Genomic DNA, 13,897 nt, shown 5'->3' on the forward strand with positions numbered 1-13,897 from the left:
TGGTAGTTTTAAATGCTATAACTTAATTTTTAACTGGTGTTTTTATTTGTAATCTATGGTTTCTAATGGATTAATTATCTTTGAAAGGTGAAAAAATAGTAGAAACGATCGTTTTTTATTCCCAGCTCGAAATCCATTACTTTTGTGCTGCTATAAACATATAATTTCTGTAAATCTCACAATGAAACATGAGAGGGATTACTGACGCTAAATAATAAAGAGGATTATGCCTGGAAGGTAAATTTATGGATTTGTCAGGTTCCATTTTTTCTGATGATTATTTTTTTATTGTCGGCATGAGTGAATTGTTAACTCCAGAGTTAATTGATGAAAATTATTGTATCATAGACATTGAAACAATATGCATATCAGAGGTGCGTAAGAACATAACTCCGGGGAAAAAAGTTATTATTTTTATCAGTAACGTTCTTGACTACTATGCTTTAAAGCATATGTCAGACTTTGTTTTTATTGATAAAAAGTGCCGGCTGAATGAAATTCTCTCCTGTTTGTTAGTAAAGAGTTCACAATATAATTACAGAATGAAATACTCACTTTCTCAGCGTGAGGAAGAAGTGCTCTATTGTATGCAAAAAGGGCTGGATGTTAAAGAGATTAGCCAGCGACTAGGAATGACAAGAAAAACATTTTATGCACATCGCCGCAGTCTGATTTTTAAACTACAGCAAGGTAATCGTGTTGTGCTGTATCAGAATATCGCGCGCACTGAGCTCTATACGCAGAATACTCATGAATATGAGTGACTAGTATATTTTATTAACTGTTGTTTTATGAATGTAAGGTTCACATTAATTTTTAAAGCTTCACATTTATTTTTTCAATTTAACTAACCATATGGAATTTATATATGAAAAAGATTGCACTGATTTCTGCTCTTGTGTCTCTATCCATTTCTCAGGTTGCAAATGCTGCTGATGGGGTAATTAACTTTACCGGTAATATCACGGGTACGGCATGCGTGGTTGATGCAACATCTATCGCTCAACCAGTTGAGCTCGGCACAATTTCAACCGCAGCCTTTGCCGGAGGTAATAGCACTACGGCAGCGGCGAAACGTTTTAACATTGTGCTGAAATCCTGCCCGGCCAGTATTTCGAGCGCCAGCATTCGCTTTGATGGCACGACCAACACCGCTAATCCTTCCATTCTGGCGCTGACCAACGGGCAAACTGCAACTAACGTTGGGGTAGCCATCTATGAACAGGACAGTACGACGCTGATTCCGGTTGGTTCTCCCTCAGCAAGGGTGAATCTGTTGGAAGATGTTAATAACACACTGACTTACTTTGCTAAATATATGGCAACGGGAGTTGTTGGTGCTGGAACCGCAAACTCTTCGACATCATTTACCGTGACTTACCAGTAAAAGTAGGGCCATTTGTGGCCCTTGTTATTCTCTCAGGATTTCTTCATGTTACAGGAAATTTTTAAAAAAATCGCCGTGAGTTTATTACTTATCTCTACGGCGGCAATTAGTGGTGTGGAAATAGGTGGCACGCGACTTGTTTATAATAGTGGCGATAGTCAATCAGCAATCAGCGTGAGAAACCCGGACAATACACCATATCTAATTCAGTCATGGGTAAGTAACAATGAAAATAGTGACGATGGTGACAGTCCATTTATTACCACGCCGCCTTTATTTAAACTAAATCCCAATACCCAGAATTCGGTTCGCGTCATGTTAATTGGTAATTCTGTGCCTCAGGATCGGGAAAGCATATATTGGCTAAATATTAAATCAATACCGTCATCATCGGCGGATGCTAAAAACGAGTTGCTGATAGCAGTAAAAAGCAAAATGAAGGTTTTTTATCGCCCTGCGGGCCTAAAAGGAGATCCTTCACTGGCATATCAACAGCTAATTTTTTCAGTCGCTGATGGGAAACTGAATGTGCATAATCCGTCACCTTATAGTGTGTCGCTTTATGATGTAAAAGTGAATGGAAAAGAATTATCTAAACCTCCAATGGTTTTACCATTTCAAACCTTATCGCTATCTCAGTCGGCGTTAACTGGTGGTGAAATATCATGGCGTGCGATCAATGATTTCGGAGGCATCACGGCTGAGCATACATTTAATTTTTAGGTTTATCATCCATGTCTCAGGTCAATGTGGTGTCAGGTTTTGCGAAATTAACCAAGTTATCTTTACTTGTTTTTTTATGTTTACGCGTTCAAACAGGGTTGGCTGAGGATTATTTTTCACCAGACTTTATTGAAACTCACGGGAATATCCCACGAGACATTGATATCTCCCGTTTTAGCAAAACCAACGGGCAGGTTCCCGGAGTCTACCATGTAGAAATTTATCTTAATGGTAGCTATGTGGAAACACGCGATATCTCATTCATCTGGAATGAAAGTGCCTTATCACCGACTCTGAAACGGGAGGATTTTTCGCGCTGGGGGGTTAAACCCAACGCACAGCCCGGCTGGATGGATATGGATGAACTGGCGACGATCAACAATATCAGCGAGCTCCTGCCGGGGAGTCTAATCCATTTTCAGTTCGATGGCATGCGGCTTGAAATCTCGGTTCCGCAGGAATATCTGCGGCGAGATCCTCAGGGTTCCGTATCGCCGGAGCAATGGGATGACGGGTTGAATATGCTGTTTGTAAATTACAACTTTTCAGCTGCGAATAACCGTGGCGATGCCGAATCGCACAACGACAGTTATTTAAATCTGCGTAGCGGTATCAATGCAGGTCCCTGGCGGCTGCGAAATTATTCAACTTATAACAACAGCAATGGAATAAGCCGCTGGAACACAATTAGCACCTCGCTTGAGCGGGATATTAAGGTGCTGAAAAGCCAATTTAGCGCTGGCGATGGTTATACCCAGGCAGGGGTCTTCGACAGCGTGAATTTCCGTGGTGTGCAGCTTTATTCAGATGACTCTATGCTGCCGGAAAGCGTCCGCGGTTTTGCACCTGTGGTTCGCGGTATCGCGCAGAGCAACGCTCAGGTGACCATACGTCAGGGCGGGAATATTATCTGGCAGTCATATGTTCCCCCGGGACCTTTTATGATCGACGATCTTTATCCCACCGCCGCCAGCGGCGACCTCGACGTCTCGATTCGTGAAGCGGACGGCTCAGTGCATCAGTTTATCCAGCCATTTTCTGCGGTACCGGTGATGCAGCGCGAAGGTCAATTCAAGTATGCGCTGGCAGCGGGGAAATATCGCGCGGCAAGCTACCAGGATAAGGAACCGATATTCCTGCAAAGCACCTTAGGCTATGGCTTGCCTTGGGATACAACGGTGTATGGCGGGATGATCGTTTCTGAAGATTACTGGTCCGGCGCATTAGGTATAGGTAAGGGGTTTGGGGATATTGGTTCGTTCTCTTTTGACACCACATTTTCTCGTTCGCAGCTACCTGAAAAGACACAAAATGGTGTGTCGTTACGCGCGCAGTATGCCAAAGATTTCGCCACGACGGGAACGTCTTTGAATTTGACCGGATATCGTTATTCTTCATCGGGCTTTCGCGATTTTCAGGAAGCAAACGGCGATGTGAATCCGTTTCGTATTACAAGCGATGAGATGCAGCTTGATGACAATTGGCGCTATCAGCGAAATAAACGCAGTAAGGCCCAGATAACACTGAATCAACGGCTTAGCGACTGGGGCAACCTGAATCTCTCAGCCTGGCAGCAGGATTACTGGGGAGGCGATAGCGAGCGTAGCGTTAACGTGGGATACAACACCAGCGTTAACAATATTAATTACGGCCTGAACTACAGCTACTCAAAGGGGCCATGGCGCAACGACAATGATCATATCATCGCTTTTACGATGCAGATCCCACTATCACGTTTTTTGCCAAACAGCTGGATGACCGTTACTGCTAACGGCAATAAAAAAGGCGATAGCGTTTCACAGATGGGATTATCCGGTACTGCGCTGGAAGATAACAAACTGAGCTGGAACGTGCAGCAAGGCTATAACAGTAAAGGTTCCGACACGATGGGTAGCGCTTCCGCCAATTATAAAGGCAACCACGGGGAATATCAGCTGGGCTACAGCTATTCCCGTGATAACCGCCAGTTTTCCGTTGGCGCGATGGGCGGGCTAGTGGCTCATCCATACGGCATCGCCGCGACTCAGCCTCTTGGCGAGACCCTGGCACTGGTGAAAGCAGATAACGCTGCCGGAGTGAAAGTGGCAAACAATAGTGGTATTTACACCGACAGTAAAGGTTTTGCGGTGGTGCCGTACGTTACACCATATCGACAGAACAGCCTGTCGCTTGATACCGCCACGCTGAATAACAATACCGATGTGCTCAATGATACGCGAACGGTAGTACCAACAAAAGGTGCTTTGGCCCTGGCAGATTATCCTACTGTAACGGGTTACAAAGTTTTGCTGCAATTGACTGGAAGTGAAATCCCGTTCGGGGCGACGGCCATTATTAAAAATCGCAATAACGTGGCGAACGGCATTGTGGACGATCATAAACGGGTCTGGCTAAACGGCGCACCAGAAAAAGGTACCGTTGAGGTTCGCTGGGCTGGCGAAAGCTGCCGTGCGACTTATCAGATAACACAGCTCTCTGACAAAACGCACAACGTTACTGCGCTATGTCATTGAACCGGAGTGAAAGAAAAATGAAACTTATATTAAATATCCTGATTTGCGCTGCGCTGGGGATGTTTTCTCGTACGGTCCTTGCTTGGGATTGCACAACAACAACACCGTCAACTACTGTCTCACCACAGAATATTACGATTTCGCGCAATCTTCCCGTAGGTGCGGTTATCGGGACACAGCTTGTGACACCGACGATCAACTCGTTTAGTTGTTTCAATTCGGATCAGGGTTTGATCTCTAGTCAGGTTTTCGGCGTCATGGCGAACGGCACATTTGATTCGATGGTGAACGGCCGGCGAGTGTATAAAACCAATGTCGACGGTATTGGTTATTCCATCTCGGGTTCCACGACAATATGTGCTGGCGGCAGCGCTTCAGTCACCGGAAGTAATACTATTCGGGGCGATGTCAATACCGCTAAGCTCTGTGAGAACACCAGTGGAATGGTCAACCCGACATTGAGTGGCACCGTGACAGTAACGTTTTATAAAACGGCAACGGAAACGGGGTCCGGAACGATAACCGCAAGAACGGTAGGTGCACTGGTTTTGCTGAATAACGCGTTGCTGTGGCAATCACCTCAAGCGAATGTCAGTATCAATGCGTTCACGGTGACTACCCCTGCCTGTAATTTAACCACGACATCAATACCTGTTGATATGAAAGAGGTAGATAAAAAGGCATTTAGCGGCAAAGGATCCACGCCCGGCGATACCTACACACAATCGTTCATCCTGCCGATGACCTGCAATGCCGGAACAAAAGTTAGCGTGAAAATGGAAGGGAGTATTTTTGATGCTAGCAGAGGAGTAATCAATACTGCCGGTGGCAATAACGCAGCGACTGGCGTGGGGATTCAGCTGCTTTATAACAATTTGCCGATGGCGTTGGGTTCCGATATCTCCGTTGGAACTTCCTCAACTGGCGGTAGTTTCAGCGTGCCGCTCAAGGCGCGCTATTATCAGACCGGGGATACGATCACTACAGGCACCGCTAACGGCGTGCTGTCATTTACCATGACGTATCAATAGCGATATTAACGCCAGAGGAAAGTTGGTACCTCAAGCTAACCCTGTCGAAAATTCGCATAAGATAAGCAGTGGCTTATTATTACTTACGTCTTTGCCTACAGATTTAATTGTCCTATGACAATTACAGATAGCTGGATGTTGTTCATTACTTATTAAATAAATTTATTTACGACTTCCATTTTGAATGAAATCATCTGGAGCCATATGCGTTACCGCAATAGCATTATTATTAGTATAACTCTTTTTTTTCTCCTCTGTGCCGGAGGCACAAGTTTTCTTTTTCACCAATTAATAACAAATCAAAAAAAACTGACCCAGAACTATCTCCAGGCTATTATTAGTAAACTGGACAGTATTATAAGCAATGCAAGCATTGCGGGTCATCGTGCGACAGATCTGCTTAATGGTCAATGTGGCAATAAAGTACAGACTGAAATACGTAAGCTGGTGGCTACACTGCCAGATGTAACAACCATCAATTTACTACAGGGGAAAAACCTTTATTGTTCTTCAGTTTTTGGCAGTGTGAGTTTTACATCAGATGCACATTTCTTCCCCGCTAAATCATTATTTTTAATGAGCGATAGCTCCGTCAATCCTTCTAAATCACTGCTGGTCTATCATGTGTCTCGTGGAGAAAATAGTGTTATGGTAGGCGTAGATAATTATTACATTCAAAATGAATTAAAAAAATTTCACGGGAGTTATTCTTACATCATGACGGTGGATGGTATTTCGCTTGATGCCACTGGAAATATTTTCAAAAATCAGTTGTCTGATGGACAGGACACGTATTCCTCGACGCAATTTAAATATAGTGTCAGTGCGTTACCTTTGGCACCGCTTAGTTTACTAACTTTCTGGCAGAGTGAACATGACAGGATTTTACTTATTTTTATAATTTCCGGGGGGCTCTCGATATTATTTTTAAAATACCTTATTCATCGTCAATCGATGTTCTTTATGTTACGAGAAGCGATCGATAATAACCAGCTAGAGCCTTTCATCCAACCGATTGTAGAGGCTCGTAGCGGCAATATTGTTGCAGGTGAGATTTTGATGAGGTGGCAGCACCCGAAATGGGGCAATATTTCGCCGGATCGGTTTATTCCTCTGGCTGAGAAAAATGGTTTGGTAAGCCGCATCACCGAATTGGGCATCCAATCGGTAATCCGAAGCTTTGAATTGTTGGATTTGAAATCGCTTCCATTAACGACGCTATTTTTCAACGTCTCGGCTGCGGATTTTGGGGACAATAGCTTGTTAAATGCCTGTCAGTCGTTCAGGGATAAAACGGCGAACACGGCATTACATATTGGTTTGGAGATTACCGAAAGAGTCGCCGTTGAGGATTCCGCGTTTGTCAGAGAGGTTTGTCAGCAACTTGATATGCTGGGGGTGACACTCTCAGCAGATGATTTTGGTACTGGCCACTGCAATTATAAGCTGTTAATGCAACTTCGTCCGCGCTACATCAAAATCGATAAACATTTTACCCAAGAAATTGAAACTGACGAGGGCAAAGAAGCCATCGTCCGTAATATTATCGCTATTGCTAAAGACAGGGGGTGCCTGACCATTGCGGAAGGTGTGGAAAGCGCCTCGCAGCGTGAGAAATTGGTCGCGATGGGGGTCAGCTTTTTACAAGGTTACTTCTTTTCGAGGCCTATTGAAGCTGCAGTTTTCTTTGAGATGTTGCAGCATTCCAGCGCTTTTGTTGAATAAATAAGATTCCGTGTGAATATACGTGCTCGCAATAATTGTTATCTGTACATTTTCATGATATGTCCTGTATTCATCAAAATATAGATGAAAGTGAACTTAACGATACAATAAATGATATTGGAGTCGAAATGCCACTTCACCATGGTAGTTATATTGATAATAGTAAACCACTTTGCTTTTTGAGTTAATGCTCAACCACATTCAGATGATTCGTAAAAATTTCGCGTTGCAATATTAAAGAATGTCGGCGTACAAGCAGAAACACAACCTGAAGGGAACGCCGACAACACTAAAAGAGCCATCTTTTGTAGTTTGTACCTTTTTACAAGGTGTTCTTGTAAATAACGCCATCCTTCATAATAAGTCTGAAAGCCTCCCCTGGGTTGGCAATTAGCTGAATATCGGTCAGCGGGTCACCATCAACAAGGATCAGGTCCGCCAGCGCATCTTCTTCAATTACACCTAGTTTGTGTGGGTATGGATTTCTTGGTCCCGACATTGCGCACAGTTCGGCATTGGTACTGGTGGCCATCTTCAGGATTTCAACGGGTTTATACCAGCGTGTAAGTTTGGCGAGTTGCGCCCCCTGACGTGTAGCCAGATGAGCATCAAAGAGAGTATCAGTTCCCCATGCGGTTTTTATCTTATATTGCTTTGCCAGTTGATAGGCTGTGTCGGTACCTGCACACATAACCAGTTGTTTAGCTCGCGACGAGGGCGTCGCCATAGTGACCGCATCTTCATCATCAAGAAAGGGTTGCAGACACCACCAGATGTGCTTCTCTGCCATCAGTTTTACCGTATCTTCATCAACCATTTGCCCGTGTTCAATACATTTCACTCCACCACTTATCGCCATTGTGACTGCCCGGGACGTATAAGCATGAACGGTTACGTAGGTACCCCAGTTTTCTGCAGCGGTAACGGCAGCCGCTATTTCCGGGACAGACCCTTCAGTCACATCAATACCATCGTACTGTGATGCAACCCCACCACCCGCCATTAATTTTACCTGCGAGGCGCCGCGCATAAGCTGCTCTCTGGCACGTAGCAGGACCTGATCCTGACCATCAGCAATAGCAGTAATCCCGACGCGCTCGCTGTAACTTAATGCTTCATTTGGTGCTCGAGGAATATCGCTCAACATTCGAAAATCACCATGCCCACCACTCTGGCTAATAAATGCCCCAGAAGGATAAATACGGGGCCCAATTGCAATCTGTTCGTCAATTGCTCGTTTGAGTCCAAATACCGGGCCGCCCATGTCGCGCACTGTGGTAAACCCGCGTAGCAGCGTGGCTTTTGCTTCAGCGATAGCCAGGGCCTGGATATAGTTAAAATCTGCCGTCATGGCAGTCATCATTGAAGGGCGAGCCATAATAGCGTGCCAGTGTGCATCAATAAGGCCTGGCATTAACACGCCATTATTTCCGTTGATGGTTTCTATGCCTGGAGGGAGAGGTAATCTTGCCGGGACGACCGCTTTGATTTTATTTCCTTCAACGATGATATTAAGCCCGGTACGCAGTGAATCAGAAATACCATCAAACAGGCGTATGTTCGTAAACGCGACAACTCCGGGTGAGGTGGGTTCCGCATCATGAAGGTAACCATCGTTTATAGAAAGTGCTTCTTTAACTGTCTGCGCTGAAACCGGTGGGGCCTGGCGAGCCTCACGTGTCAGGATGGTATTTATTCGGATGAATGCCGGGCTGTGACACAGACAGGCTTCATCATGCATAGGCTCTGTCTTAAGCAAGCGTTTGAGTGCCATGAACTGAATCTCTCGGTAAAGGTAGGGGAATATGGTTTTATAATCTTCGTGTTAAAAAAAACAGTCAAGTAGGTGTAATTGAATACAATATAAAAATCTAACGAAGGTGTTTTATTTGCTTTTAAAATTTAAAAAATTAATGCTTTTACAATTAAAATGGTTTAATTGCTAATTAATCGGCAGGCTGGATATTCTGAATGGAATTTTTATGCGATTTATTTGAGCTGCGTCTATGTTATTAAAAGATGACATTGACAATTCTTATGAGGGAGAATGATTGTTGTATTAAGAAAGCGAGATGTCGATGAGTGCTTTATTACTGGCGTTTTAATTGCATCTTTATTCCTGGTTTTGTGGTGATTGTTAAAAGTGGAGACACATTTCTTGTATGCCCATACATTTTTCAGTGGATGATTGTGATATCTGTATTGTTATTTTTTGAGATTAGATATTATTGTTGATAATTATGTTTTTTTCGCTATGGGGGAAATATATTACCATTTATGACAGGGGTTATATCCAGTAAAGTTCCGTCTGATGGGAGTAGTGAAAATGATGATATTTATGCGTCGGTCTTTTTTGCTGCATCGTTGAAAAGAATACGTTCCCTGTTGTTGGGTATTTCTGTACACCTGTCGCAGGTGAGAGCAATAAACGAGATCATCGTTTTTGTATATCATACTGTTGTGACAGAGGTTAATGCTAATCTGCATGCATTTGTTGACGTGGCGAATGGCCAGAATCGCCTGGCGGGACGGAGTTAGTTCACATATTGATGCCGGGATTACCCTGGCCGATAAGTACTAACTGGTTCGTTTCGCTCACAGAGGGTCTGGTTGGCAGGAGCAATCACCTTATCTTCGCACGGTCGATATCCTGTGGGCACGACAAGCAACGGGCTTGCTGCGACGAAGTCGCGATACGCTGTATTGTAATATTGCGACCGGAATTAATGGTTTACATTAATATCTGGGGATGTTGCAGAGAGATGAAGACGGCAGGGACGCTAATTCATTACCTGACCAAAATTCGACCCAAAGAAAAAGGACTTAGATAATCACTTATCTAAGTCCTTGATATTTGGTGGCCCCTGCTGGACTTGAACCAGCGACCAAGCGATTATGAGTCATAAAATTGGTATGTTTTTAATTGTTCGTCATTGTCTCTATTTGTATTTTTAATTATCTATAATCAATCAGTTATGAAGTTATTTTTGTTTCTGATTGGTTCTCTCATTTCCCCATTGTACTATCCTTACCTGACCCATTACCTGACCCAAAATGGGCATTGGGTCAGGTAACGCTTATCCTCAGAAAGGTAACCTCATGGCCGCTAATCTTACCGAGACTGCTATACGTGGATTGAAGACAAAAAGTACGTCGTACTACGTGTGGAGCAACAGTGCTCAACGTGGCACCGGCAGGCTTGGCGTTAAGGTTCAGCCTTCAGGCAGCAAAGTTTTTTATTTCCGTTATTACGTTGAGAAAGGGAAGAAAGAGAAGTTCATCCAGTTGGGCATCTGGCCTGAGATGAAGCTGGTGACGGCCAATGAGTTGGCGAAAAAGTATGGAGCCTGGCTTGTTGAAGGAAAAGAGCCCCAACAAGAGCTTGAGCAACAACGCCTGGCCGAAGAGCACCTTATGCAGATCCATCGCTCTCAAGGATCGTTTGATGAGCTGGTGCATGGCTACGTTAACAAGATGAAGCTCGACAATAAGCGGACCTGGGCTGATGTCCTGAAGCGTCTTGAAAAAGAGTGCTACACGGTTATCCCTCGAGAAACCAAAGCGAAAGATGTAACACCTCTGCAGATCAAAACCATCCTCTCAGGCATTATCCAGCGTGATGCGGTGGTGCATGCTAACCGGATTCGCTCGTATCTGATGGCAGCATTTAACTACGGCTTAAAAGCCGATAACGATCCGATGAATACCAGTGTGGGTATTACGTTCGGTCTTGAAGTAAATCCGGTATCGGCCATACCGAAACAGTCTTCGGCGGAAAAAGTGGGTGATACATGGTTAACGCTGGAAGAGCTACGTTTTGTCATGGAGCAGTTCGCTCAGGCAACTAACGTTGGGCCACTGATGCAGCACCTAATCCGCTTCTGTGTTTATGCTGGCGGGCAGCGTCCGTTTGAAATGATTGCCAGCCAGTGGAGCGCGATTGACTGGCAGCAAAAGACGCTCCTGGTAATTGCCGATGTATCGAAAAACAAACGGGAGCACCTGATCCCGCTGACTGAATCGGCATTAAGTGAATTAGCCTCAGTGAAAGAACTGACTAAGGAAAGTAACAGCCCCTATATCTTCCCGCTCTCGACCAACGGCGAACGACCGGTGCGTACCGATAGTCTGGCGCGTTCCATTATGTATTTTCGGGCCTTTAATCCCGAGTTTAAAGTTTTTACAGCACGAGATTTACGCCGCACTTGTAAAACGCTGATGGGGGAGGCGGGGATCAGCAAAGAGATCCGCGATCGTATCCAGAATCACGCTCTGAATGACGTCAGCTCGAAACACTATGACCGTTATGATTACTTGCCTGAAAAGCGCAGGGCGCTTGAGATTTGGGAAGATAGGGTCAACAACTATCAGCGACAGCAGGAAAACAACGTTGTGAACTTGTTTGGACGGAGGTAAGAGCTTGGCAAAATATGAGCTTAATTCAGCAGAAGAGCGGTATCAGCCGGGCTCTGGAGACCTGGTGCTGGCTAATAAGTTAGGGATCACTGATGAAGAGGAAATGGAGGCTCTGGAATCTGGCCTGTTGCTGATGCTTTATGAACTGCTATTTATCGAAGGTCAGCCGCCAACGGCGCTGGCTTTTGACCATATCAGTGGCTGGCATCGTCAATGGCTGGGGAACGTGTACGACTGGGCGGGGAGATTGCGTAATGCCAATTTAACTAAGGACGGTTTCCAGTTTGCTGCTGCCGACAGGATTCCGCTTCTTCTTGATGGTTTCGAGAAGCAATTTCTTTCTCGGTCTGGTGAACTGAAATCCCTAGCTCGCCCGGAGCTGGTTAGTTATCTGGCTGAATGCCACGTGGAGTTTATTTTGATCCACCCATTCAGAGAAGGTAACGGGCGTCTGTCGCGGCTACTTTGCGATGCACTGTCGGTTATGGCGGGGAAGGGCTTACTGGATTACAGCCTGTGGGATGAGCACAAGGCGTTTTACTTCAAGGCAATACAGGCAGGTGTATCAGGGAACTACAGCCCTATGAAGCAACTTGTGAGCGACATCTTGCCAGATTAACGGGCGAGGCCAACGGCTTTCGCCTGTGCCTGGTTTTTTTTGAGTTGCTGCTCAATTTTTTGCACAGAAGCACCCGTTTCGATCGCGGTTGAGCTGGCAACGGCGCGGTAGATTTGAGTCTTGGTGATCTGACTATATGCTGTTTTTTTTGTCATGGTGAAAGCCTCGTTTTGTTGCTCTGATTCTAGTGTGGATAGGGACTGCCCGCAAGGCTGGTATCAAGTGAGATAGCACGGTAAATGCCTGCATCGTTCACAGAGTAGCGCTGTACATAACTCGATTTGAGATGATGAAAAAACTGACTTGTCATTAAATAGCTTTTAAACTCATTGCGTTACCTTGATACAATCCGTTGTAATTGATAGGGTCAATTCATTGGTGGCGATAAATGACAAGTAACTCTGATTTTTTTGATGCTTCTGATCTGTTTAATATATCTGAACAATTCGATATCCCTGATATTTTTTGTCGTGCTGGCGAGTTCTCGAAAAATTTAATGTGAGCCTGGAAGATATTATATCTATATGGCTGGATGATAAAATAAGTCTTTATGTTAATCTTCGTTCAGAATACTGCCGAATAATTCGTTATGCGAATAAAAAAGAACATCGTTATGATACATTTGATATCAGAGCTGGAGGGGACTTTTATCAACATGAGAGCAGCTCTCAGTTTACAGTAAGAACATTTATACCTTGTGACCAGTCTGAAATAAATGAGTATCCAGTTTTTAGCGGTAGTTCATTTTTTAAATATGCCTATGATGGGTATGCCTGCGGCTTTTGGAAAATCAAACCTACCAAAATGACCCACTTGGTAAGAGATAATTATAACCTTAGGAATGCGAATGATGTTTGGGGAGTATTCCTAGTGAGGTTATAGTGTATGGACGTGATGACAATGATCATCTAATTTTTAATAAGGATGATTTAATTTCTCACTCTGACTTGCAGATTGATAGCGCCAGCTATAAAAAACTTCTTAAATTAACTGCACCTCAAAGCAATGAGTTTGTTGCAATGGAGAGAAGTTACATTCAAAATGTTATTGTCATTCTTCTAATTAATAAATATTGTAAATCAAATAATGACAAGCTTTTGTTTTTAACCGCAGCGGATATATTGAATTTTTACAGGGAAAAACATTGCAAAGAAATTAAAAAAATAAGCCGCTCAAGCATCTCTCGATGGTTTAATGAGTTTACAAATGATGATGGTACTTTATCTGTTAAAATGAAAAATGGACGGTGGTCTTCTGAAAAAGACGAAGTTATATATCTGGTTGCTAAGGAGCACTGTTGGGATGAAAATCCTGATGTGATTCTGGAATTGCTAGTCAGCTCATTGTTAGATGAAGTTGAAAAATTAAATTTCCCTGGGGAAATTACTGGGTCACAATTAAAACACTATCTAAAAGATATCAAGTTACTTTCTGCTCAATAAGGTGCTCAATAAGGTGTTCATTGCGTGATAATGAAGTGAGC

General features: G+C 44.0%; 12 protein-coding genes and 1 pseudogene. 11 read left to right on the plus strand and 2 right to left on the minus strand.

Annotated elements, in window-relative coordinates:
* Positions 1 to 245: 245 nt before the first annotated feature.
* From NMD08_RS03370 to NMD08_RS03395, 6 genes are all read left to right on the plus strand, one after another.
* A complete protein-coding gene (locus NMD08_RS03370; RefSeq protein ID WP_151217787.1) occupies positions 246 to 764 on the plus strand; it encodes a helix-turn-helix transcriptional regulator in 519 nt (172 codons plus the stop codon).
* Positions 765 to 868: 104 nt separating this feature from the next.
* Positions 869 to 1,387, plus strand: a complete 519-nt coding sequence (locus NMD08_RS03375) for a fimbrial protein (RefSeq protein WP_151217786.1) — start codon at positions 869 to 871, stop codon at positions 1,385 to 1,387.
* A 45-nt stretch (positions 1,388 to 1,432) separates the two neighbouring features.
* A complete protein-coding gene (locus tag NMD08_RS03380; protein WP_151224376.1) occupies positions 1,433 to 2,110 on the plus strand; it encodes a molecular chaperone in 678 nt (225 codons plus the stop codon).
* Positions 2,111 to 2,121: 11 nt separating this feature from the next.
* Positions 2,122 to 4,623 carry a fimbria/pilus outer membrane usher protein gene (locus NMD08_RS03385; RefSeq protein WP_187259043.1) on the plus strand — a complete coding sequence of 834 codons (2,502 nt, stop codon included), beginning with the start codon at positions 2,122 to 2,124 and terminating at the stop codon, positions 4,621 to 4,623.
* Positions 4,624 to 4,640: 17 nt separating this feature from the next.
* Entirely contained in the window at positions 4,641 to 5,654 is a 1,014-nt protein-coding gene (locus tag NMD08_RS03390) for a fimbrial protein (protein ID WP_151217784.1), read from the plus strand.
* Positions 5,655 to 5,858: 204 nt separating this feature from the next.
* Positions 5,859 to 7,379, plus strand: coding sequence for an EAL domain-containing protein (locus tag NMD08_RS03395; RefSeq protein WP_370619512.1), 1,521 nt, complete (start codon positions 5,859 to 5,861; stop codon positions 7,377 to 7,379).
* 322 nt (positions 7,380 to 7,701) lie between these two features.
* Here NMD08_RS03395 and NMD08_RS03400 read toward each other — a convergent pair whose 3' ends face one another.
* Positions 7,702 to 9,153, minus strand: a complete 1,452-nt coding sequence (locus NMD08_RS03400; RefSeq protein ID WP_151217782.1) for an amidohydrolase family protein — start codon at positions 9,151 to 9,153, stop codon at positions 7,702 to 7,704.
* A 759-nt stretch (positions 9,154 to 9,912) separates the two neighbouring features.
* On the opposite strand from NMD08_RS03400, the pseudogene NMD08_RS03405 reads away from it, so the two are divergent.
* The 3 genes and pseudogenes from NMD08_RS03405 to NMD08_RS03415 form a co-directional block, all read left to right on the plus strand.
* A pseudogene (locus tag NMD08_RS03405) lies at positions 9,913 to 10,119 on the plus strand (TA system toxin CbtA family protein); the annotation flags it as partial.
* Positions 10,120 to 10,478: 359 nt separating this feature from the next.
* Positions 10,479 to 11,795: a site-specific integrase gene (locus tag NMD08_RS03410; RefSeq protein WP_106105420.1), complete on the plus strand. Its 1,317-nt coding sequence runs from the start codon at positions 10,479 to 10,481 to the stop codon at positions 11,793 to 11,795.
* Positions 11,796 to 11,799: 4 nt separating this feature from the next.
* Complete coding sequence (locus NMD08_RS03415; RefSeq protein ID WP_181544015.1) at positions 11,800 to 12,414, plus strand: Fic family protein; 615 nt, start codon at positions 11,800 to 11,802, stop codon at positions 12,412 to 12,414.
* On the opposite strand, the gene NMD08_RS03420 is transcribed toward NMD08_RS03415, so the two are convergent.
* Positions 12,411 to 12,569, minus strand: a complete 159-nt coding sequence (locus NMD08_RS03420) for a hypothetical protein (protein ID WP_106105421.1) — start codon at positions 12,567 to 12,569, stop codon at positions 12,411 to 12,413. The genes NMD08_RS03415 and NMD08_RS03420 overlap by 4 nt on opposite strands.
* 343 nt (positions 12,570 to 12,912) lie before the next feature.
* Here NMD08_RS03420 and NMD08_RS03425 point away from each other — a divergent pair, with 343 nt between their 5' ends.
* On the plus strand, positions 12,913 to 13,296 hold the full coding sequence (locus NMD08_RS03425; protein ID WP_370619515.1) for a hypothetical protein: 384 nt from the start codon (positions 12,913 to 12,915) through the stop codon (positions 13,294 to 13,296).
* Positions 13,296 to 13,856, plus strand: coding sequence for a hypothetical protein (locus NMD08_RS03430; protein WP_370619517.1), 561 nt, complete (start codon positions 13,296 to 13,298; stop codon positions 13,854 to 13,856). Before NMD08_RS03425 ends, NMD08_RS03430 begins: the two co-directional genes overlap by 1 nt.
* Positions 13,857 to 13,897: the final 41 nt, after the last annotated feature.

It is taken from the genome of Citrobacter meridianamericanus, assembly GCF_041320245.1.
Taxonomy (GTDB): Bacteria; Pseudomonadota; Gammaproteobacteria; order Enterobacterales; family Enterobacteriaceae; genus Citrobacter; species Citrobacter meridianamericanus.